The sequence below is a fragment of the Mycobacterium sp. PSTR-4-N genome (assembly GCF_022348085.1).
Lineage (GTDB): Bacteria > Actinomycetota > Actinomycetes > Mycobacteriales > Mycobacteriaceae > Mycobacterium.
On the sequence record NZ_JAKRFN010000010.1, the window covers coordinates 14,651 to 34,604 of the forward strand.

Consider the following 19,954-nt stretch of genomic DNA (forward strand, 5'->3'; position numbering starts at 1 on the left):
GAAAGATCGTGCCACCAGTGGCAGAAGCGACATCCGTCGATAAGATGCTGCCATGACGATACGGACGGTGTCGGCGCTGGTGCTCGACGGGCTGGCAGTGTTCGAGTTCGGCGTGATCTGCGAGGTGTTCGGCATCGACCGCTCCGCGGACGGCGTGCCGAACTTCGACTTCAAGGTCTGCGGCCCCGAACCCGGCAAGCCGCTGCGCACGTCGGTCGGCGCCACGATCATCCCGGACCACGGGCTCGACGACCTCGTCGGAGCCGATCTGGTCGCGATCCCCGCGATCGGCGGCGGCGACTACCTGCCCGAGGCGCTGGCTGCGATCCGGCGGGCCGCCGAGTCGGGGTCGATCATCCTGACGGTGTGCTCGGGCGCGTTCGTCGCCGGCGCGGCCGGTCTGCTCGACGGGCGGCCGTGCACCACCCACTGGATGCACGCCGACGAGCTCGCCCGCATGTATCCGACCGCCCAGGTGGACCGCAACGTGCTGTTCGTCGACGACGGCAACCTGATCACCAGTGCGGGCACCGCGGCGGGCATCGATGCGTGTCTGCACCTGGTGCGTCGCGAGATGGGCAGCGAGATCACCAACAAGATCGCCCGCCGAATGGTGGTGCCACCGCAGCGCGATGGCGGTCAACGGCAGTACATCGATCAGCCGATTCCGGTGCGATGTTCGGAACGCTTTGCCCCGCATCTGGATTGGATTCTGGCCAACCTCGACAAGCCGCACACCGTCACGTCGCTGGCGCGCAGGGCCCACATGTCGGGTCGCACGTTCGCGCGCCGCTTCGTCGAAGAGACCGGCCGCACCCCGATGCAGTGGGTGACCGATCAGCGTGTGCTGTTCGCCCGGCGGCTGCTGGAGGAGACCACGCTCGACATCGACAACATCGCCGAACAGTCCGGGTTCGGCAACGCCACGCTGTTGCGCCACCACTTCCGCCGCATCATCGGCGTCACGCCGTCGGACTACCGACGTCGATTCGCTTCTGCCGCAGCGGAAGCGGAGTGCGCCGCTACTGCCTGACGTCGGAGCCTTCGCCGGCGAGAGCGAACCTGCCGTCGTCGGTCTGCTCCACCAAACCGTCCACCAGCAGCGAATCCAGGCAGCGGTCGCGCTGAGCGGTGTCGGTCAGCCACGCCACGTCCAGTTGCGCCCGCGTGACCGGTTTGTCGCTGCCGCGCAACACGTCCAGCAGCTTGCCCCGCACCTGACGGTCGGTGCCGGCGAACTTCTGCACCTTGCGCGCCGGGCCGGTGCCGGCGGGAAACCCGAGCGAGCGCCACGCGCACCGCGACAGCGGGCACACGCCGCACTTCGGCGATCGCGCCGTGCACACGATCGCGCCGAGTTCCATCAGCGCCACCGAGAACGTCGGCGCCCGCTCGTCGTCGGGCAGCAGCGCCGCCACGTCGTCGAGGTCACGGACCGACGCCGCCGCGGCGTCGTCACGCCCGTGCACCGCTCGCGCGACGACGCGGCGGACGTTGGTGTCGACCACGGGCACCCGCTGCCGGTAGGCGAAGCAGGCCACCGCCCGCGCGGTGTAGGTGCCGATTCCGGGCAGTGAGAGCAGGGTGTCGACATCGGTGGGCACCACGTCGCCGTATTCGGTGGCGATCACCGTCGCGCACTCGTGCAGCCGCTTGGCCCGCCGCGGATAGCCCAGCTTGCCCCAGGCGCGCAGTACGTCGGCCGCGCTGGCCGCCGCGGTCGCCGACGGGGTCGGCCAGCGGGCGATCCACTCCCGCCAGATCGGCTCCACCCTGGCGACGGGCGTCTGCTGCAGCATGAACTCGCTGACCAGGATCTGCCACGCCGAGACCCCCGGTTGCCGCCACGGCAGGTCGCGCTGCGCGGTGGCGTACCAGTCGATGAGCTCACCCGCGTCGATCATCGATGCAGGCTGGGGCAGAATGACCGCCATGCCGAACACGAACCCGTTGACCGCGTGGAAAGCACTCAAAGAGGGTAACGAGCGCTTCGTCGCGGGGAAGCCGGAGCACCCGAGCCAGAGCATCGAGCACCGCGCCAGCCTGGCCGCCGCGCAGAAGCCGACGGCGATCGTGTTCGGGTGCGCCGACAGCCGCGTGGCCGCGGAGATCATCTTCGACCAGGGGCTCGGGGACATGTTCGTGGTCCGCACCGCCGGCCACGTCATCGACAGCGCGGTGCTCGGCTCGATCGAGTACGGGGTCGCCGTGCTGAACGTGCCGCTGATCGTGGTGCTCGGCCATGACAGCTGCGGTGCGGTCGGAGCCACGCTGACCGCGCTCGACGACGGTTCGCTGCCCGGTGGCTACATCCGCGACGTCGTCGAGCGGGTGACGCCGTCGATCCTGGTGGGCCGCCGCGAAGGCCTGAGCCGCGTGGACGAGTTCGAGGCCCGCCACGTCACCGAGACGGGCAGGCAGCTGCGCAGCCGCTCCACCATCATCTCCGATGCCGTGGCCGAGGGCCGGCTCGCGATCGTCGGGTTGACCTATCACCTGGCCGACGGGCAGGTGGTGTTGCGCGATCACATAGGCGACATCGGCGAAAACTGAAAGGCAACACGCCGGGTGGCGTCGAACAGAGTCGCTTGAGCTGGCCTTACCGTGATCTCGTGCTGGATTTGGAACCGCATGGCCCGCTGCCCCAACAGATCTACTGGCGACGCAGGATGTTGGCGCTCGGCGTGTCCGTGCTGGTCATCGGGATCATCGCCGCCGTCATCGCGGTCGTGGTGATGAACAGCACCAGCACCGAGCAGCCCACCGCCAACGAGGCGCAGGGCTCCCAGGCAGCCGCCCCGGCGACGCCGCTGCCCGGAGACAATCCGCAGGTCAAGACCCCCATTCAGGCGCCGGCTCAGCAGGCGCCGCCGCCGACGGCGACCCCGACGGCCGCCGTGGTGCCCCCGCCGATCCTCAAGGAGGGCGACGACTGCCCCGACTCCACGCTGGCGGTCAAGGGGATCACCAATCAGCCGCAGTACGTCGTCGGTGATCAGCCGAAGTTCACGATGGTGGTCACCAACATCGGGTTGGTCGCCTGCCAGCGCGATGTCGGTGCGGCGGTGTTGGCCGCGTACGTGTATTCGCTGGACAATCAGCGGCTGTGGTCGAACCTGGACTGCGCGCCGTCCAACGAGACGCTGATCAAGACGTTCCAGCCCGGCGAACAGGTGACCACCGAGGTGACCTGGACGGGGATGGGCTCGGCGCCGAACTGCCCGCTCCCGCGTCAGCCGATCGGGCCGGGTACCTACAACCTCGTCGTGCAGTTGGGCAATCTGCGGTCGGCGACGGTGCCGTTCGTCCTGGCGCAGCCGGGCCAGCAGCCGCCGCCGGTCGACGGTGCGCCGCACCTGCCGGTGCCCGGGCCCGCACCCGCGGGTTAGGCCAACCGGTCGGCGATCGTCGACTCGGCCAGCTGAGAGAGGCCCTCGCGGATGTGGCGCGCCCACATCGAGCCGATGCCGTCGACAGACTGCAGATCGCTCGCGCTGGCCGCGAGCAGGCCCTGCAGGGAACCGAAGTTGCGCACCAGCAGGTCGACGTGCGCGAACTGCAGCCGCGGGATGCCCGACATCGCGCGGTAGCCGCGTGAGCTCATCGCCGAGTCCTGCGCCTCGGCCGTCGATGGGTATCCGAAAACCCTTGCCAGCGTGGTGAAGTCGAGCAGCTCGTTGTCCGACAGCCCGTCGAGCTCCTCGAGAGTCGCGGTCACCTGCGCAGCGGTGGGTGGATCGGGATTGGCGTGGTAGTCGCGCACGATCAGCTCGCGGTCGATGTCGTTGTCACCCACCAGCTCGTCGAGCTGCAGCTTCAACTGCCGGCCGTCGGTGCCGAGTTCGACCACGTCGGAGTCGATCTCGAGGCTGATGCGGCGCACCATCTCCAGCCGCTGCACCACGGTCATCACGTCGCGCAGCGTCACGAAGTCCTCGATCTCGGCCATCGAGAGCTGCCTGCTGACTTCGTCGAGGCGGGTCTTGTAGCGCTCCAGCGTGTCGATCGTCTGGTTGGCACGCGAGAGGATGGTCGCCGAGTCGGGCACCACGTGCCGCTCCCCGGCGACGTAGACCGTCACGATGCTCATCGAGTGGCTGACCGAGATCACCGGGTAGCCGGTCTGGATCGCGGTGCGCTCAGCCGAACGGTGCCGGGTTCCGGACTCCTCGGTCGGGATGGACGGGTCGGGCACCAATTGCACGTTGGCACGCAGGATTCGGCTGCCGTCGCTGGAGAGCACCACGGCGCCGTCCATCTTCGACAGCTCCCGCAGCCGGGTGGGCGCGTAGCGCACGTCCAGGGAGAAGCCGCCGTCGCAGATGGCCTCGACGCTGTCGTCGAACCCGATGACGATCAGGGCACCGGTGCGCCCCCGCAGGATGCGCTCCAGCCCGTCGCGCAGCGGAGTGCCGGGTGCAAGCCGGGCGATGGTCTCCCGCAGCGTCGGACGGGCCAACGGAACGACCGTGCGCGTGCTGCGTCCCGTCGACTTCACGGCCATCCGATCCCCTCGAGAGTTGGCTCAGTTCGCGTCATTCTGGCTGATCCGGCGGAGCACCTGCAATGCCGAGGAGATGTTGTCGGCCTCGAAGGTCCGCAACCCGGCGGGCGCCGAGGTCAGCCCGGCCGGCACGACGGCCGTGGTGAACCCGAGGCGGGCGGCCTCGGCCAACCGGCGGTCCATCCCGGTGACCCGGCGCAGATCGCCGGCCAGGCCGACCTCGCCGATCGCGATCGCCGATGTCGGCATCGCCAGATCGGTGTACGCGGAGGCGATCGCCAGCGCGACGGCGAGATCCGATGACGAATCGGTGAGCCGCATGCCGCCGACCGTGGACAGGTAGATGTCGTTGGCGCCGACGGGCAGCCGCGCCCGCTTCTCCAGCACCGCGGTGATCATCGCCGCGCGGGAGGAATCGATGCCGCTGACCGCGCGACGCGGGCTGCCGCTGGCGGGGGAGCCGATCAGCGCCTGCACCTCGCCGATCATCGGGCGTTTGCCGTCGAGCGTGACGGTCACCGAGGTGCCGGGCACCGGTTTGGGACGCTGGTCCAGGAACAGGCCCGACGCGTCCGCAACGCCCTCGATTCCGTTGTCGTGCAACAGGAAACAGCCGACCTCGTCCGCGGCGCCGAACCGGTTCTTGATGCCGCGCACCATCCGCAGCGCCGACGCGCGGTCGCCTTCGAAGTGCAGCACGACGTCGACGAGGTGCTCCAGCGAGCGAGGCCCGGCGATCGCCCCGTCCTTGGTCACGTGGCCGACGAGCAGCATGGCGACCCCGGTCGTCTTCGCCGTCATCGTCAGGGCGGTGGTGATGGCCCGAACCTGGGTCACCCCGCCGGTGACACCGTCGGCCTCGGTCGTCGACATGGTCTGCACCGAGTCGACGACGACCAGCGACGGCCTGACCGCGTCGATGTGGCCGAGCGCGGTCTGCAGGTCGGATTCGGCGGCCAGGTAGACCTCGTCGTGCGTGCATCCGGTGCGCTCGGCCCGCAGCCGGATCTGACCGGCCGATTCCTCACCCGAGAGGTAGAGCGCACGACGCCCCATCTGCGCCCAGCGGTGTGTGACCTCGAGCAGCAGCGTCGATTTTCCGACACCGGGATCGCCGGCGAGCAGAGTGACCGAGCCGGGCACCACGCCGCCGCCGAGAACCCGGTCGAGCTCACCGATGCCGGTGGGGTAGTGCCGTGTGCGCCCGGGGTCGATGGCGCTGATGGGTACGGCGGGGGAGGCGGGGGCGATGGCTCGGCGGATCGCTGTCCCGCCGACGGCGGCCAAGGCCACCTCGTTGACCGTGCCCCATGTCCCGCAGTCGGGGCAGCGACCCACCCATTTGGGCGTTTGATGGTGGCATTCCGAGCATCGATATTGCGAACGTGTTTTCGAAGGCCGGGCCACGAGTGCGACGGTATCGGCCCGCACCGACAAGTGGTGGGCGCGGCGCGCCCGTGTCGGGTGGCTAGTGTCCGCCCGCGTGCTCGCCGGAACTCTCCGAGACCGCTGCTCCGGCGTCGGAGACCTCGCGCCGCGGCGATTCGCCGGCGGAGATCGGCACGGGCACCGTGGTGTCTCCCGCCTTCTCGAACGTGAACGTGAAGTCGTAGGTCAGGCCGTTGGTGATCGGCTTGGTCAGCGCGACGCGCGCCTGGGCCGCATCGGCGGGCTCGACCGCCTCCAGCGGCGTGGTCTGCCCGTCCGGGGTGCCGACGATCAATGCCCCGTTGGCGGGCAGATCCCTACCGCCGGTCAGCGACACCGAGCCGATGTCCGACGTGATGCGGACGAGCTTGTCGTTGGTGTCGGGCGAGGTGTTTGCGGCGGTGAAGATCAGCTCCACGTCGCTGCCCGGACGCACGTAGTCCGATGTCTGCTGGGCGCGCAGGTGGACGTTGCGCAGCGCGATGGGGCCGGCTTTGCCACTCGTACCGTTGATCGCCGGCTCCTGCGTGGCCGTCTGGGACACCTGACCGGCACCGCAGCCGCTCAGCACGGCCGACAGCGCGATCGCTGCCGTCGCCACGGCGGTCGTGACAGAAGTGCGCCGATCCAAGGGTTTCACTCAGGTGCCTCCTGCTCGGCCGGCAACGCGACGTGACATGCCGGTCTCCATCGTTCGACTATGCAGAGTAGTAGGTCGCGATTGCCGGCGGTAGCGCAGGGCGCACCAGGCGCCCGCCTTGCACGGAATCGGGCCCCTGTCAACCCCCGATGTTGCCCGTCGGTGCCCCTGACCTGCATCGTTGGTGCACCCCCGGAAACGGCCCGTGTTAAACTCGTCATGTGAAAGGGGCTCGAATCTGATGATTTTCAAGGTCGGAGACACCGTCGTCTATCCACACCACGGTGCTGCGTTGATCGAGGCGATCGAAACCCGAACCATCAAAGGCGAGCAGAAGGAATACCTCGTCTTGAAGGTCGCCCAGGGCGATCTGACTGTCCGGGTGCCTGCGGACAATGCCGAATACGTGGGGGTGCGCGACGTCGTCGGCCAGGAGGGCCTCGACAAGGTTTTCCAGGTGCTTCGTGCCCCGCATACCGAAGAGCCGACGAACTGGTCGCGCCGCTACAAGGCCAATCTCGAGAAGCTGGCCTCCGGTGACGTGAACAAGGTCGCCGAGGTCGTTCGCGATCTGTGGCGTCGTGATCAGGAGCGCGGGCTCTCCGCGGGCGAGAAGCGGATGCTGGCCAAGGCTCGGCAGATTCTCGTCGGCGAACTGGCGCTGGCCGAGAACACCGACGACGCCAAGGCGTCGATCATCCTCGACGAGGTTCTCGCCGCCGCGTCCTGACGTGATTCCTCGCGTCGGTCTCGGTACCGACGTCCACCCGGTGGAAGCGGGGCGGCCGTGCTGGCTGCTGGGTCTTCTGTTCGACGACGCCGACGGTTGTGCCGGTCACTCCGACGGCGACGTCGCCGCCCATGCTCTCTGCGACGCCTTACTGTCCGCAGCGGGCATGGGCGACATCGGTGAGGTCTTCGGCACCGACCGTCCCGAATGGCGGGGGGTGTCGGGCGCGGACATGCTGCGCCACGTCCGTTCTCTGCTCGACGACGCCGGGCTGCGCGTCGGGAACGCCGCGGTGCAGGTCATCGGCAACCGTCCCAAGGTCGGCCCACGCCGGGCGGAAGCGCAGGAGCTGCTGTCCGCGCTCGTGGGTGGACCGGTGTCGGTATCGGCCACCACCACCGACGGGCTCGGGTTGACGGGACGGGGTGAGGGTCTGGCGGCGCTCGCGACGGCCCTGGTGACAAGCGATGCGGGTTCTGCCTGATCCGGCCGGTAAGCTGGCCCGTCGTGACCGAACGCCCTGCAGCTCCCATGCGGCTGTATGACACCTTGTCTGGCGGTGTGCGCGATTTCGCGCCGCTGCGGCCCGGCCACGTCTCCATCTACCTCTGCGGTGCCACCGTTCAGGGTCTGCCGCACATCGGCCATGTGCGCAGCGGCGTCGCGTTCGACGTGCTGCGGCGGTGGCTGACCGCCAAGGGCTACGACGTCGCGTTCATCCGCAACGTCACCGACATCGACGACAAGATCCTGAACAAGGCGGCCGACGCGGGCCGGCCGTGGTGGGAGTGGGCGGCGACCTACGAGCGTGCGTTCTCGGCGGCCTACGACGCGCTGGGTGTGCTGCCGCCGTCGGCCGAACCGCGGGCCACCGGGCACATCACGCAGATGGTCGAGCTGATCGAGCGGTTGATCGAGCGCGGCCACGCCTACACCGGGGCGGGCGACGTGTACTTCGACGTCGCGACGCTGCCCGACTACGGCAAGCTGTCGGGGCACCGGATCGACGACGTGCACCAGGGCGAGGGGGTCGCGACCGGCAAGCGGGATCAGCGGGACTTCACGCTGTGGAAGGGCGCCAAGCCCGGCGAGCCGTCCTGGCCGACGCCGTGGGGACGCGGCCGGCCCGGCTGGCACACCGAGTGTGTGGCGATGGCCCACGAGTACCTGGGCGCCGAATTCGACATCCACGCCGGCGGCATGGACCTGGTGTTCCCGCACCACGAGAACGAGATCGCCCAGGCCGAGGCGGCCGGTGACGGTTTCGCCCGGTTCTGGTTGCACAACGGCTGGGTCACCATGGGTGGCGAGAAGATGAGCAAGTCGCTGGGCAATGTGCTCGCCATTCCTGCTGTGCTGCAACGGGTTCGGGCCGCGGAGCTGCGGTACTACCTCGGTAGCGCGCACTACCGGTCGATGCTCGAGTTCTCCGAGACCGCACTGGCCGACGCGGCGAAGGCCTACAGCGGTATCGAGGATTTCCTGCATCGCGTGCGCAATCGCGTGGGTGCGGTGGTGCCGGGCGAGTGGACACCGAAGTTCGGCGCCGCGCTCGACGACGACCTGTCGGTGCCCATGGCGCTGGCCGAGGTGCACGCCGCCCGCGCCGAGGGCAATCGCGCGCTGGACGCCGGCGACCACGAGTCGGCGCTGACGCAGGCGATGTCGATCCGGGCGATGATGGGCATCCTGGGCGCCGACCCACTCGACGAGCGCTGGGAGTCCCGCGACGAGACGTCCGCCGCATTGGCCGCCGTCGACGTCCTCGTCCAGGCCGAGGTGCGCCGTCGCGGTGAGGCCAGGGCGCGCCGCGACTGGGCCGAGGCCGATGCGATCCGGGACCGGCTCAAGGAAGCCGGCATCGAGGTGACCGACACCGCCGACGGTCCGCAATGGTCTCTCAGCGACGGAACGGACAAGTAGATGGCGGGCAATTCTCAGCGCCGCGGCGCGATACGCAAGGCAGGGACGAAGAAGGGTCCGACGGTCGGCTCCGGCGGCGTGCGAAGGCGCGGCCTGGAGGGCAAGGGGGCGACGCCGCCCGCGCATCAGCGGCCCAATCACCCGGCGGCCAAACGCGCCGCCAAGGCGGCGCGGCAGGCGCAGGGCAGGCACAAGAGGACCGACGACACCGAGACCGTCCTGGGCCGCAATCCGGTGGTGGAGTGCCTGCGCGCGGGTGTGCCGGCGACGGCGCTGTACGTCGCGCTGGGCGCGGACTCCGACGAACGCCTGACCGAGGCGGTGCAGACCGCGGCCGATCGCGGCATCGCCATCCTTGAGGTGCCCAAGCACGACCTGGACCGGATCGCGGCCAACGGCCTGCACCAGGGCATCGCGCTGCAGGTGCCGCCCTACGCCTACGCCCATCCCGACGACCTGCTCGCGCAGGCGAAGAAAGATGTGGCACCGCCGCTGCTGGTGGCGCTCGACAACATCTCCGACCCGCGCAACCTCGGGGCCATCGTCCGTTCGGTCGCCGCGTTCGGCGGCCACGGCGTGCTGATCCCGCAGCGCCGGTCGGCGTCCGTGACGGCGGTGGCGTGGCGCACCAGCGCCGGCGCGGCCGCACGCACCCCGGTCGCCCGGGCCACCAATCTCACGCGCGCGTTGAAGCAGTACGCCGATGCGGGCATTCAGATCGTCGGGCTCGACGCCGGTGGGGACACCGCGATCGACGACATCGACGGTAGCGGCCCGATCATGGTGGTGGTCGGGTCCGAGGGCAAGGGGCTGTCCCGATTGGTGCGGGAGACCTGCGATGCCATCGTGTCGATACCGATGGCCGGGCCCACCGAATCGCTCAACGCGTCGGTGGCCGCAGGCGTGGTGCTGGCCGAGATCGCCCGCCAGCGCCGCAGCTAGACGCCGATCAGCTCGAGCCCGGCCCACAGCGCGAGCACGGCCGCGACCAGAGTCACCGGGGTGGTGACCAATCCGACGCGGCTGAACTCGGCGAAGCTGGGGTTGATGTCGCGGCGGACGACGCTGCGCCACAGCAGGTTCGCGAGCGATCCCACATAGGTGAGGTTGGGGCCGATGTTGACACCGATCAGCACGGCCAGGACCGCGGCCGGGCCGACGGGTGCCGCGAGCGGCAGCAGTACGAGCACCGCGGGCAGATTGTTGACGATGTTGGACAGCACCGCGGCCACCGCGGCGATGCCGAGCAGCGCCACCAGGCCCTGTCCGTCGGGCAGCACCCGGTGCATCGCGGCTTCGAGGCCGTTGCGCATCACCGCGGCGACGACCACGCCCAAGCACAGCACGAACGCCAGGAACGGCACGTCGATCGCGACGACGATCCTGCGGACCGATGTGCGCCGAGTCACCAGCCCGCGCACGCCGAGCGCCACAGCCCCGGCCAGGGCCGCCCACGCCGGCGACAGACCCACCAGGGAGGTCACCGCGAACCCGGCCAGCGTGAGCCCGACGGTGACCAGAGCGAACAGCGGCAGCTCGACGGGTTCGCGCGGCGCGGGCTGCGGTTCGACCGCGAGATCGCGACGAAAGAGCATGCGCAGCAACACGTATTCGACTGCGATGGCGGCCAGCCACGGCAACGACATCAGCGCGGCGAAATGTAGGAACGTCAGTCCGGCGGCGCTGAACGCCAGCAGGTTCGTCAGGTTGGACACCGGCAGCAGCAGCGAGGCGCTGTTGGACAGGTGCGCGGTCGCATAGGCGTGCGGCCGGGCGGGCACGGCCAGCGTGCGTGCCGTCGCGAGCACCACGGGGGTGAGCAGCACGACCGTGGCGTCCAGGCTGAGGATCGCCGTGACGGCGGCCGAGACCCCGAACACCGACAGCAGCAGCCGGTGCTGGCCGCCAGAGGTCGCGCGGGCCATCAGCACACCGGTCGCGTGGAACAGGCCTTCGTCGTCGCACAGCCGCGCCAGCACCAGCACCGCGGCGAGGAAGCCGACGACGGGCGCGAGTTCGCTGATCTCGGCCCACGCGCCCTGCCAGTCGATCGCGCCGGTGACGATGACGAGCGCGGCGGCGGGAACCGCCACCACCGCCTCGGGCCAGCCGTGCGGGCGCAGCAGCGCGAAACCCAGGACCGCGACGAGCGCGGCCACCGACAGGATCAGAGCCATGGATCGGCGCGCTGCCAGAGGGTCGGGAAGTGCAGGGGCACGCCGTCCTCGGCGGCGAGCGTGGCAAGGGTGCGCACGGATGCGTGGAGGTCGTCGGCGGCGTAGGGCAGCGCGCGCAGCGGCTGGTCGAGGGAGCGGAAGAAGTCGTCCCAGTGGATGAGCACGACGCGGCGCGCCCCGACGGTGCGGACGGTCTCGGTCCAGTACTCGACGAGATAGCTTCGCGGCTGCAGCCCGAGTTGGCCGACGCCGAGGTACGCCACCTCGGCGCGCCGGCCGGCCAGGGCGCCGCGGCGGAAGCCGGCGCTGCCGACGATCAGGATGGTCCGCCCGCTGTGGCGGTGGGTGATCAGCGTGGACCACGCTTCGCCACAGCGGTACGCCGACGCGCGGGCCGGCGGCCGGACCGGCGCGGTGATCTGACCGGGGAACCGGTCGGGAGGGCAGTGGTGGCCTTCGATCAGGGTGACGTCGAAGGCGCCGGTGGTGACGGGTTCGCCGGGGGTGACGACGTCGACGCGGTCGAGGCCCGCTCCGCGGCCGATCTGCGCGGCCGAGGTCCCGCCGAGCAGCCGGGCACCGGTTCTGGTCGCGACGACGGCGGAGTCCATGGCGTGGTCGAAATGGGTGTGGACCGGGGTGACCGCGTCGAGGTGCGTGATGCCGAGCCGGGTCAGTGCCGCATCGATGCGGGATGGTGACGGCCGCAGGGGCCGGGTGGCGACGGCGACGAGGCCGGGTCGGGAGAAGAAGCCGTCGGTCAGCACCGCGGAGTCTCCGTCGGTGACGAGCAGCGTCGTGACGCCGGCCCACGTCACCGTCACCGGCGACCCGGTCGTCGCCGCGGGTACGTCGAATTGATCGGCGTACGCGGCGAGGTCGGGCCTGCCGAGCTTGAGGCGCATGACGGCAACCCTAGGGGGCGATCCTGGGTGCTCTAGGAGGTGCGCTGTGCGAACTGCTGGCGCAGCCCGGTTGCCGCAGCGCCGAGGCATGCCGCGGCCACCGCGCCGGCGAACCACGGGAACACCGCGGCCAGATCCCACCGCGTGGCCGCCCAGCCTGCCACCAGTGTCGGCACGGCCATCGCGGAGTAGGCCGCCAGGTAGAACGCCGACATCGTCTCGCCGCGTCGGCCGGCCGGCACCACGTCGGACAGGTGGCGCAGCGACCCGCCGAAGCCGAGTCCGAACGTCGCGCCGAGCAACGCTGCGGCCACGAACACCAGCTGCGGTTGGTGGGTCAGCAGCACCGGGATGGTCAAGAGCAGCGACACCGCCATCCCGACGTCCCCGATGATCGCGGAGTACTTGGCGGGCAGTCTCGTCGCGGCGAGCTGTGCCAGGGCCGCGGCGAACGCGGTGCTGCCCACGACGGCTCCGCCGAACACGAGGTTGTCGATGTGGGTCTGGCGGGCCGCCAGTGACGGGTACAGCGACAGCAGCACGCCGAGCACCGACCAGGACGCCATCGCGCCTGTCGCGGAGAACCAGAAGTCCCCGCGGATCTCGCGCGGCACCGCGGGCCGCGCGATCCGGATGGGCCCGGCGCTGCGCGCGGTGTGTGGTTCGCGCAGGGCCAGCACGCCCACCCCGACGATCAGGCACACCACCGCGACCACCGCGTAGGGCGTGCGCAGCGGATGCGGTGCGTACTGGGCGAGCAGCGCGGAGCCGAGGATCGCGACGGTCATGCCGACGTTGAAGCTGACTCCGGACAGCTGCCCGCTGCGCACGCCATGGTCGGGGCGCAGGTCGAGCAGTGCGGCCGCGCCGGCGACGACGATCGATCCGACGGCAGCACCGTGGATGGCGCGGGCGAGCAGCAGCAGGGCCATGGTGTCGGCGATCAGGAAGACGCCCAGCCCGACGAGCAGGGCGATCAGCGCGCCGACGAGTACCGGCTTGCGCCCCACCACGTCGGAGATGCGCCCCGAGACCAGCACAGCGCCGAGCGCGGCGACCGCGTAGACGGCAAAGACGATCGTGGTGGCCAACGGGGAGAGGTGCCAGTTCGATTCGTAGATGCCGTAGAGCGGTGCGGGAACGCCGGAGACACCGAGGGCCACCCCGCTGAGCACGAGCAGCAGCGGGTACGCCCAGCGTTGCGTCTCGGTGATCGGACGGTCGATCGCCACCATCTGGAGTCCCTTCTGCGTCGAGTACAGTACGACGGACATCGAACCCGCTCGAGAGTACGCTGGGTTCGACAATCATCAAACCCGACGTGGTGAAGGACACGCCATGCCCGTAGACACGCAGCCGGTGGCCCCGGTGCAGCAGGTGTTGGCCGCCCTGCATGATCCGGTGCGGTTGGAGATCGTCCGCCGCCTGCACAACGCAGGCGCCTCCGTGCAGTGCGGCGCCCTCTACGACGGCATCAACAAGTCGACGGCCACGCACCACTTCAGGATCCTGCGCGAGGCCGGGCTGACCGAGCGGCTGACCCGCGACGGGCTCACCTACCAGCGGCTGCGCACCGACGAGGTGGAGGCCGCGCTGCCCGGCCTTCTCGACAGCATCGTGCGCGGCGCCAATCGCGCGGTCGGCGTCAGCTGAACGCGCTCAGCTCGACGCCCTCGGCCCGGAGCCGTTCCCGCACCGTGGTGGCGATCTGCACCGCCCCGGGCGAATCGCCGTGCACGCACACCGATTCCACTGAGATCGGAATCGTCGAGCCGTCCACGGCGCTCACCCGTCCCCGGGTGACCATCGAGATGACCCGCTCGGCGATCTCGTCGGGGTCGTGCAGCACTGCATTGCGCTCACGTCGCGACACCAACTGTCCGTCGGGCCGGTAGGCCCGGTCGGCGAACGCCTCGGGCACCGTGCGCACGCCCTTGTCCTCCGCTTCAGCGAACAGCACGGACCCGGCGAGTCCGAGCACCGGTAGCGCCGGGTCGACAGCATGTATCGCCGCGATCACCGCACGCGCCTGACCGCGGTGGCTCACTACCGAGTTGTACAGGGCGCCATGGGGTTTGACGTAGGAGACCGCCGAGCCGGCCGCGGCGGCGAGTGCCGACAGCGCCCCGATCTGGTACACGACGTCGGCCGTCAGATCCTCGGGTGGCACGTCGATGAAGCGGCGGCCGAAGCCCGCCAGATCCCGATAGCTGACCTGGGCGCCGATCTGCACACCGCGGTCGGCGGCAAGCCGGCAGGTACGTGCCAAGGTGGCCGCGTCGCCGGCGTGGAAACCGCACGCGACGTTGGCGCTGGTGACGATGCCGAGCATGGCCTCGTCGTCGCCCAGCTGCCACACCCCGAAGCTCTCGCCGAGGTCGGCGTTGAGATCGACCGTCCGGCTGGTCACTCCGCCAGCCTAGCGGCGGCTGCCGATCAGCCAGCAGACCAGGAAGATCGCGAACGAGATCGTCGTGACGAACACCGAGACGGGGACGCCGGGAGCCAGGGAGAGCACCAGGCCGCCGACGGCCGCGGTCTCGGCGAACGCCACCGACGCGACCATCGCCTTCGCCGGCGAGGTGCACACCCGCGCCGCCGCGGCGGCCGGCGTGATCAGCAGGCTCATGACCAGCAGGGCGCCGACGATCTGCACGCCCTGGGCGGCCGTCACACCGACCAGCGCCGCGAACACGATGCCGAGCCCGCGCACCGGCACACCGCGGCCCGCAGCCACCTCGGGGTCCACGGTGGCGAACAGCAACGGTCGATAGCAGAGCGCCAGCACGGCGATGACGACCACGGTGACCACGGTGAGCAGCGCGAGGCCGGAGTAGCCGACACCGACGATCTGACCGGTCAGCAGCGCGAAGCTGGTACCGGTGCGACCCGGATAGAGGTGGATGAACAGCACCGCCAAGCCCAGACCGAACGCCATGACGACGCCGATCGCGGAGTCCCGTTCGCGCACGCGCTGGCCGAGTATGCCGAACAGGATGGCCGCCAGGGCGGAGCCCACCAGCGCGCCGACGCCGATGCTGAATCCGGTGAGCAACGCGAATGCCGCGCCGGTGAGCGACAATTCGGCCGATCCATGCACCGCGAAGGACATCTGCCGCATGACGATCAGCGGGCCGATGATGCCGGAGACCAACGCCAGCAGCACCGACGCGAGCAGGGCCTGCTGAACGAAATCGCGGCCGAGCAGATCCGCGGTGGTCGAGAAATCGAAGAAGTTCGCGACGGCCGTGGCGAGCTTGTCATTCACCGGCGTGCTCCGCGCGGTCGCAGTGGTGATGCTGGTACTGGCTCTGATCGCCGACCACGATGTAGCGTCCGCCGACCTCGAGCACCTCGATGTCGGAGTGGTAGAGCTGCGAGAGAGTCGCCGAGTTCATCACCTCCGGGACGGTGCCCACGCGGAAGCGGCCGTCGACGAGGTACACGACCCGGTCCACGTACGGCAGGACCGGGTCGAGTTCGTGTGTGACGAACAGGACCGCGGTGCGGGCGTCGCGGCGGCGCTGATCGATCAGCGAGGAGACCAGGTTGGCGTTGGCCGGATCGAGGTTGAGCAGCGGCTCGTCGCACAGCAACAGCACCGGATCGGTCACCAGCGCCTGGGCCACGCGCACCCGCTGCAATTCGCCGCCGGACATGACGCCGACCGACGTGTGCGCCAACGCCTCGCCGTTGACCTGTGCCAGTGCCCGTGTGACTGCGGCGCGTCGTGCCCGGCGTGCCGCGCCGCCCCAGCCGGCGAAGCCCCACCGGTGCCCGTCGTAGCCGAGGCCGACGAGATCGGCGCCGCGCAGGGACAGGCCGCGGTCCATCGAGCGGTGCTGGGGCACGTAGCCGATCTGCCGGCTGCCCGCGGTCACCGGCCCCCCGGCCACGGTGACGCTGCCCGCGCTCAGCGGCACCTGGCCGAGCAAGACCTTGAGCAGTGACGTCTTGCCCGTGCCGTTGGGGCCGAGTACCGCGATGAACTCGCCGGCGCGCACGGTGAGATCGAAGTCGTCCCACAGGACGCGATCGCCGAAGGCGAGGCGCGCGCCGGTCAGTTCGACGACGTCATCGGTGGCCACGACGGGTGATTATCGGCTGGGCGGGGGCGGACTATCCAACGCGGCCGCCATGTCGTCGACGACCTTGCGCTGCCACTGCAGGTAGTCCATGCCCTCGGGCAGGGTCTCGGTGACCGTGACGACAGGGACCACGGCCCTCCGGGCGGCCTCGGAGAGCTGCTGGGTGACCGGGCCCGCGGTCTGGCTGTTCACCACGACGGCGGAGACCTCGCGCTTGCCGATCAGGTCCAAGACGGTGGCCAGGTCGGCCGGCGACGGGTCGCCGCCTTCCTCGACGGCGTTGGCGAACGACGGCGGCGTCTTGTCCGCGATTCCCGCGTTGCGCAGCGCGTAGAAGGCGACGGGTTCGGTGGACACCACCGAGGCGCCGGGGTGAGCCTGGCCGATGCCGTGCTGAGCCAGGATGAGGGTGTCCAGGGCCGCGCCGAACTTGTCCGCGTTCGCGGTGTAGTCCGCGGCGTGCTCGGCATCGTTCTTGCCCAGCGTGTCGGCGATGTTCTCGGCGACGATCTTGACGGTGGGGAGGTCGTAGAACCGGTGTTCGTTGGCCGGCGGTTGATCCGGCGACAGCGAGGCCGCGGCGATGGCGGGGATGTCGTGCGAGTTCTCCAGCACGTCGTCCATCCAGTGGTCGTAGTGGTCGCCGTTGTAGACGACCAGTGAGGCGTCGGCGATCTGGGCGACCTGGGCCGGGCTCGCCTCGAAGGAGTGGGGGTCCTCCACGGTGCCGTTGACGATCGACGTGACGGTGGCGTGGTTGCCGACGACGGTGGCCGCGACGCTGCCCCAGACATCAGTCGAGGCGACGACGTTGAGTGTGCCGTGTTCGGTGTTCGGGGGGGTCTGCGAACAGCCGGTGAGGACGAGTAGGGCGGCCATCGCGACTGACGGCACGGCAACGAGGGCTCGCATGCGCAACTCCTGATACAAATGAAAATCGTTTCCAATAACTGGTTCAATGTAGCGTATCGCCGCCGGTGCGTGCACACCGCCGTGTGAACCACGATCTACTAACGTCTGAATGCATGTCCAGGTCTCCGGCGCCCCGGCGGCGGGCGACCCTGGCCTCGCTGGCCGCCGAACTAAAGGTGTCGCGCACCACCGTCTCGAACGCCTACAACCGTCCCGATCAGCTCTCGGCCGAACTGCGCGAGCGGGTGCTATCGACGGCCAAGCGGCTCGGCTACCCCGGACCCGATCCGGTCGCCCGTTCGCTTCGGACCCGCAAAGCCGGCGCGGTGGGCCTGATCATCACCGAACCGTTGAACTATTCGTTCTCCGATCCGGCCGCGCTGGATTTCGTCGCCGGTCTGGCCGAATCCTGCGAGGCGGTCGGTCAGGGGCTGCTGCTGGTCGCCGTCGGCCCGAATCGCAGCGTGAGTGACGGCACGGCCGCGGTCCTCGCCGCAGGCGTCGACGGGTTCGTCATCTACTCGGCCTCCGACGACGACCCGTACCTACCGGTGGTGCTGCAGCGGCACCTGCCCGTCGTGGTGGTCGACCAGCCCAAGGACGTGGCCGGGGCGTCGCGGGTGGGCATCGACGATCGCGCGGCGATGCGTGGTCTCGCCGAGCACGTCCTCGAGCTCGGGCACCGGGAGATCGGGTTGCTGACCATGCGGCTGGGCCGGGAGTGGCCGCACGGCGACCCCCGGCCGGCGCTCGCCGACCCCGCCCGCGTCCGTAACCCGGAATTCCAGGTGCAGAGCGAACGCATCCTCGGGGTTCACGACGCGCTGGCGGGCGCGGGTCTCGACCCTGGTGCGCTGACGGTCGTGGAGAGCTACGAGCACCTGCCGACCTCGGGCGGCGCGGGAGCCGACGTCGCACTGGAAGCCAACCCCCGGATCACCGCGCTGATGTGTACTGCCGACGTGCTCGCGCTCTCGGCGATGGACCGGCTGCGGGCCCGCGGGGTGTACGTGCCGGGACAGATGACGGTGACGGGTTTCGACGGCGTGCCGGAGGCGCTGTCGCGTGGGCTGACCACGGTGCGTCAGCCGAGTGTCGAAAAGGGCCGTCGCGCAGGTGAATTGCTGCACAACCCACCGCGTTCCGGGCTGCCGGTGGTCGAGGTGCTCGACACCGAGCTGGTGCGCGGCCGGACGTCGGGCCCGCCTTCCTAACCGCCGGCCCGCACGCGGTGCAGCTCCGCCAGCGCGGCCGCGACGTCCTCGGGCGCATCGACCCGGTACGCGGCGGCGGTGTCGCCGGGGCCCACCTTGACCCCGACGTCGGCGTCGGTCAGCCTGCGGAACGCTTTCTCGTCGGTCACGTCGTCGCCGAAGAACACCACGGCGGCGGCGCGGTGTTCGGCGCGCAGGATGTCGAGCGCCTCACCCTTGTCGGTGGAGATCACCGCGAACTCGAGCACCGCCTTGCCGGCCGTGGCATGGGCATCCCAGCTCTCGGCGGCATCTCGGGCCGCGGCCAGCGCCGCCTCACCGTCGGTATCGGAGGCGTTGCGGACGTGCAGCGCGACGCTGGCGGGCTTGGTCTCGACCGTGACACCGGCCCTGTCCGCGGCGATCGCCGACAGCGTCTCGGTGATGCTGTTCAGCAGATCGGTGTCGATGTCGTGGGCGAAGCCGGAGTCGAACTCCGCGCCGTGGCTGCCGACCAGGTGCACGGCCGCGGGCATCGACGAGAGCGTCCGCAGATCGCGCAGCGCACGCCCGGAGATCAACGCCACCTCGGTCTCGGGCAGACCCGCCAACGCGACCAGCGCGTCGGCGGCGGCGGGCAGCGGGCGGGCGTCGGCGGGGTTCGAGACGATCTCGGCCAGCGTGCCGTCGAAGTCGGAGGTGACGAGCAGCCGGGGTGCCCGAGCCGCGGCAGCCAGGGCGTCAGACAGCTCGGGGGGTAACACAGGGCCGATCTTAGGCGGCTCAGATCTTGGGTTGCTCACCGTCGCCGATGAGCAGTCGCATCGCGAGATCCAGTCGCTTGCTCACATCGGTGGCCGAGGCGCGGCGGGTGAGCCAGGCCAGCAGATTCGACAGCCACACGTCGGAGATCACGCGCGCGATGTGGTACTGGTCCTCGGTCGGCTCGCCCTCGCTCATCGCCCGGGCGAACATCGAGTCCATCAGCTTGCCGACGTAGTCGACCTCGCCGGCGGCCGACGCGTCGGCGAACACGAACGCGCGTGTCATCGCCTCGGTGAGCAGGGGATTGCGCTGCATGGCGCGGTTGAGCTTGCCGACCATGATGTTGAGCCGCTGATACGGAGTCGCGCCCGCGGCCAGTACGGAGCGGTCGGTCTTGGCGTCGATGCGTTCGAACTCGCGGCCCAGCGCGGAGACCAGCAGGTGCACCTTCGACGGGAAGTAGCGGTACAGCGTGCCCACCGCGACGTCGGCCCGCTCTGCCACGGCGCGCATCTGCACGGCCTCGTAGCCACCCTTCGACGCGATCGCCAGGGTCGCGTCGAGGATGCGCTTGCGCCGTTCGCGCTGCGCCTCGGAGCCGAGTTCGGATTCCGCCAGCACCGCGACGTTCATCACCTGCCGGGGGCGGGCGTCCGCTCCCGCGCCGTCGGCGCGCGCCGACGACCCTG

General features: G+C 70.1%; 22 protein-coding genes. 9 read left to right on the forward strand and 13 right to left on the reverse strand.

The window, feature by feature from the left end:
- The first annotated feature begins 52 nt into the window (after positions 1-52).
- Positions 53-1,033, forward strand: coding sequence for a helix-turn-helix domain-containing protein (locus tag MHN84_RS15185; RefSeq protein ID WP_241205368.1), 981 nt, complete (start codon positions 53-55; stop codon positions 1,031-1,033).
- Here MHN84_RS15185 and MHN84_RS15190 read toward each other — a convergent pair.
- Entirely contained in the window at positions 1,023-1,934 is a 912-nt protein-coding gene (locus MHN84_RS15190) for an A/G-specific adenine glycosylase (RefSeq protein WP_304654322.1), read from the reverse strand. The two genes, MHN84_RS15185 and MHN84_RS15190, sit on opposite strands and share 11 nt — an antisense overlap.
- Between MHN84_RS15190 and MHN84_RS15195 the strand changes: the two genes are divergently transcribed.
- The gene (locus MHN84_RS15195) at positions 1,933-2,553 is read left to right on the forward strand and encodes a carbonic anhydrase (RefSeq protein ID WP_241205370.1); all 621 of its coding nucleotides are present in this window, start codon (positions 1,933-1,935) and stop codon (positions 2,551-2,553) included. The two genes, MHN84_RS15190 and MHN84_RS15195, sit on opposite strands and share 2 nt — an antisense overlap.
- 59 nt (positions 2,554-2,612) lie before the next feature.
- On the forward strand, positions 2,613-3,389 hold the full coding sequence (locus MHN84_RS15200; protein ID WP_241205371.1) for a hypothetical protein: 777 nt from the start codon (positions 2,613-2,615) through the stop codon (positions 3,387-3,389).
- Here MHN84_RS15200 and disA read toward each other — a convergent pair.
- The 3 genes from disA to MHN84_RS15215 all read right to left on the reverse strand — a co-directional run bounded on the left by disA (position 3,386) and on the right by MHN84_RS15215 (position 6,572).
- A complete protein-coding gene (disA, locus tag MHN84_RS15205) occupies positions 3,386-4,504 on the reverse strand; it encodes a DNA integrity scanning diadenylate cyclase DisA (RefSeq protein WP_241205372.1) in 1,119 nt (372 codons plus the stop codon). The two genes, MHN84_RS15200 and disA, sit on opposite strands and share 4 nt — an antisense overlap.
- Positions 4,505-4,525: 21 nt before the next feature.
- Entirely contained in the window at positions 4,526-5,911 is a 1,386-nt protein-coding gene (gene radA, locus MHN84_RS15210; protein WP_241205373.1) for a DNA repair protein RadA, read from the reverse strand.
- Between the two features lie 61 nt (positions 5,912-5,972).
- Complete coding sequence (locus MHN84_RS15215; protein ID WP_241205374.1) at positions 5,973-6,572, reverse strand: hypothetical protein; 600 nt, start codon at positions 6,570-6,572, stop codon at positions 5,973-5,975.
- Positions 6,573-6,813: 241 nt separating this feature from the next.
- Between MHN84_RS15215 and carD the strand changes: the two genes are divergently transcribed.
- From carD to rlmB, 4 genes are read left to right on the forward strand one after another with little or no spacing between them, the layout of a single operon-like run.
- A complete protein-coding gene (gene carD, locus MHN84_RS15220) occupies positions 6,814-7,302 on the forward strand; it encodes an RNA polymerase-binding transcription factor CarD (RefSeq protein WP_167097262.1) in 489 nt (162 codons plus the stop codon).
- Between the two features lies 1 nt (position 7,303).
- On the forward strand, positions 7,304-7,786 hold the full coding sequence (gene ispF, locus MHN84_RS15225) for a 2-C-methyl-D-erythritol 2,4-cyclodiphosphate synthase (protein WP_241205375.1): 483 nt from the start codon (positions 7,304-7,306) through the stop codon (positions 7,784-7,786).
- A 47-nt stretch (positions 7,787-7,833) separates the two neighbouring features.
- Complete coding sequence (cysS, locus tag MHN84_RS15230; protein ID WP_255730483.1) at positions 7,834-9,225, forward strand: cysteine--tRNA ligase; 1,392 nt, start codon at positions 7,834-7,836, stop codon at positions 9,223-9,225.
- Positions 9,226-10,167 carry a 23S rRNA (guanosine(2251)-2'-O)-methyltransferase RlmB gene (gene rlmB, locus MHN84_RS15235; RefSeq protein WP_241205377.1) on the forward strand — a complete coding sequence of 314 codons (942 nt, stop codon included), beginning with the start codon at positions 9,226-9,228 and terminating at the stop codon, positions 10,165-10,167.
- Here rlmB and MHN84_RS15240 read toward each other — a convergent pair.
- Genes MHN84_RS15240 through MHN84_RS15250 form a run of 3 tightly spaced genes read right to left on the reverse strand, consistent with a single transcriptional unit; the run spans position 10,164 to position 13,542 of the window.
- Positions 10,164-11,402: an SLC13 family permease gene (locus tag MHN84_RS15240; protein ID WP_241205378.1), complete on the reverse strand. Its 1,239-nt coding sequence runs from the start codon at positions 11,400-11,402 to the stop codon at positions 10,164-10,166. The genes rlmB and MHN84_RS15240 overlap by 4 nt on opposite strands.
- The gene (locus tag MHN84_RS15245; RefSeq protein WP_241205379.1) at positions 11,393-12,307 is read right to left on the reverse strand and encodes an MBL fold metallo-hydrolase; all 915 of its coding nucleotides are present in this window, start codon (positions 12,305-12,307) and stop codon (positions 11,393-11,395) included. Before MHN84_RS15245 ends, MHN84_RS15240 begins: the two co-directional genes overlap by 10 nt.
- Before the next feature lie 32 nt (positions 12,308-12,339).
- Positions 12,340-13,542, reverse strand: a complete 1,203-nt coding sequence (locus tag MHN84_RS15250; protein ID WP_241205493.1) for an MFS transporter — start codon at positions 13,540-13,542, stop codon at positions 12,340-12,342.
- A gap of 103 nt (positions 13,543-13,645) precedes the next feature.
- Between MHN84_RS15250 and MHN84_RS15255 the strand changes: the two genes are divergently transcribed.
- The gene (locus MHN84_RS15255; RefSeq protein WP_241205380.1) at positions 13,646-13,960 is read left to right on the forward strand and encodes a helix-turn-helix transcriptional regulator; all 315 of its coding nucleotides are present in this window, start codon (positions 13,646-13,648) and stop codon (positions 13,958-13,960) included.
- On the opposite strand, the gene MHN84_RS15260 is transcribed toward MHN84_RS15255, so the two are convergent.
- Genes MHN84_RS15260 through MHN84_RS15275 form a run of 4 tightly spaced genes read right to left on the reverse strand, consistent with a single transcriptional unit; the run spans position 13,953 to position 17,307 of the window.
- Positions 13,953-14,717: a LamB/YcsF family protein gene (locus MHN84_RS15260; RefSeq protein ID WP_241205381.1), complete on the reverse strand. Its 765-nt coding sequence runs from the start codon at positions 14,715-14,717 to the stop codon at positions 13,953-13,955. The genes MHN84_RS15255 and MHN84_RS15260 overlap by 8 nt on opposite strands.
- Positions 14,718-14,726: 9 nt before the next feature.
- Positions 14,727-15,575, reverse strand: a complete 849-nt coding sequence (locus MHN84_RS15265; RefSeq protein WP_241205382.1) for a metal ABC transporter permease — start codon at positions 15,573-15,575, stop codon at positions 14,727-14,729.
- A complete protein-coding gene (locus tag MHN84_RS15270; protein ID WP_241205383.1) occupies positions 15,568-16,395 on the reverse strand; it encodes a metal ABC transporter ATP-binding protein in 828 nt (275 codons plus the stop codon). Before MHN84_RS15270 ends, MHN84_RS15265 begins: the two co-directional genes overlap by 8 nt.
- Positions 16,396-16,404: 9 nt before the next feature.
- The gene (locus MHN84_RS15275; RefSeq protein WP_241205384.1) at positions 16,405-17,307 is read right to left on the reverse strand and encodes a metal ABC transporter solute-binding protein, Zn/Mn family; all 903 of its coding nucleotides are present in this window, start codon (positions 17,305-17,307) and stop codon (positions 16,405-16,407) included.
- A 113-nt stretch (positions 17,308-17,420) separates the two neighbouring features.
- On the opposite strand from MHN84_RS15275, the gene MHN84_RS15280 reads away from it, so the two are divergent.
- Positions 17,421-18,521: a LacI family DNA-binding transcriptional regulator gene (locus MHN84_RS15280; RefSeq protein ID WP_241205385.1), complete on the forward strand. Its 1,101-nt coding sequence runs from the start codon at positions 17,421-17,423 to the stop codon at positions 18,519-18,521.
- Here the strand turns inward: MHN84_RS15280 and otsB are convergent.
- Positions 18,518-19,264, reverse strand: coding sequence for a trehalose-phosphatase (gene otsB, locus MHN84_RS15285; protein ID WP_241205386.1), 747 nt, complete (start codon positions 19,262-19,264; stop codon positions 18,518-18,520). The two genes, MHN84_RS15280 and otsB, sit on opposite strands and share 4 nt — an antisense overlap.
- Positions 19,265-19,283: 19 nt before the next feature.
- Positions 19,284-19,898, reverse strand: a complete 615-nt coding sequence (gene kstR, locus MHN84_RS15290) for a cholesterol catabolism transcriptional regulator KstR (RefSeq protein WP_172835681.1) — start codon at positions 19,896-19,898, stop codon at positions 19,284-19,286.
- Between the last annotated feature and the right edge of the window lie 56 nt (positions 19,899-19,954).

What these genes read in the sequence shown, in the direction of transcription:
- MHN84_RS15185 (WP_241205368.1), top strand. Translation starts at nt 53, where the DNA reads ATGACGATACGGACGGTGTCGGCGCTGGTGCTCGACGGGCTGGCAGTG.
- MHN84_RS15195 (WP_241205370.1), top strand. Translation starts at nt 1,933, where the DNA reads ATGCCGAACACGAACCCGTTGACCGCGTGGAAAGCACTCAAAGAGGGT.
- MHN84_RS15190 (WP_304654322.1), bottom strand. Translation starts at nt 1,934, where the DNA reads ATGGCGGTCATTCTGCCCCAGCCTGCATCGATGATCGACGCGGGTGAG.
- disA (WP_241205372.1), bottom strand. Translation starts at nt 4,504, where the DNA reads ATGGCCGTGAAGTCGACGGGACGCAGCACGCGCACGGTCGTTCCGTTG.
- carD (WP_167097262.1), top strand. Translation starts at nt 6,814, where the DNA reads ATGATTTTCAAGGTCGGAGACACCGTCGTCTATCCACACCACGGTGCT.
- cysS (WP_255730483.1), top strand. Translation starts at nt 7,834, where the DNA reads ATGCGGCTGTATGACACCTTGTCTGGCGGTGTGCGCGATTTCGCGCCG.
- rlmB (WP_241205377.1), top strand. Translation starts at nt 9,226, where the DNA reads ATGGCGGGCAATTCTCAGCGCCGCGGCGCGATACGCAAGGCAGGGACG.
- MHN84_RS15240 (WP_241205378.1), bottom strand. Translation starts at nt 11,402, where the DNA reads ATGGCTCTGATCCTGTCGGTGGCCGCGCTCGTCGCGGTCCTGGGTTTC.
- MHN84_RS15245 (WP_241205379.1), bottom strand. Translation starts at nt 12,307, where the DNA reads ATGCGCCTCAAGCTCGGCAGGCCCGACCTCGCCGCGTACGCCGATCAA.
- MHN84_RS15250 (WP_241205493.1), bottom strand. Translation starts at nt 13,542, where the DNA reads ATGGTGGCGATCGACCGTCCGATCACCGAGACGCAACGCTGGGCGTAC.
- MHN84_RS15255 (WP_241205380.1), top strand. Translation starts at nt 13,646, where the DNA reads ATGCCCGTAGACACGCAGCCGGTGGCCCCGGTGCAGCAGGTGTTGGCC.
- MHN84_RS15275 (WP_241205384.1), bottom strand. Translation starts at nt 17,307, where the DNA reads ATGCGAGCCCTCGTTGCCGTGCCGTCAGTCGCGATGGCCGCCCTACTC.
- MHN84_RS15280 (WP_241205385.1), top strand. Translation starts at nt 17,421, where the DNA reads ATGTCCAGGTCTCCGGCGCCCCGGCGGCGGGCGACCCTGGCCTCGCTG.
- kstR (WP_172835681.1), bottom strand. Translation starts at nt 19,898, where the DNA reads ATGAACGTCGCGGTGCTGGCGGAATCCGAACTCGGCTCCGAGGCGCAG.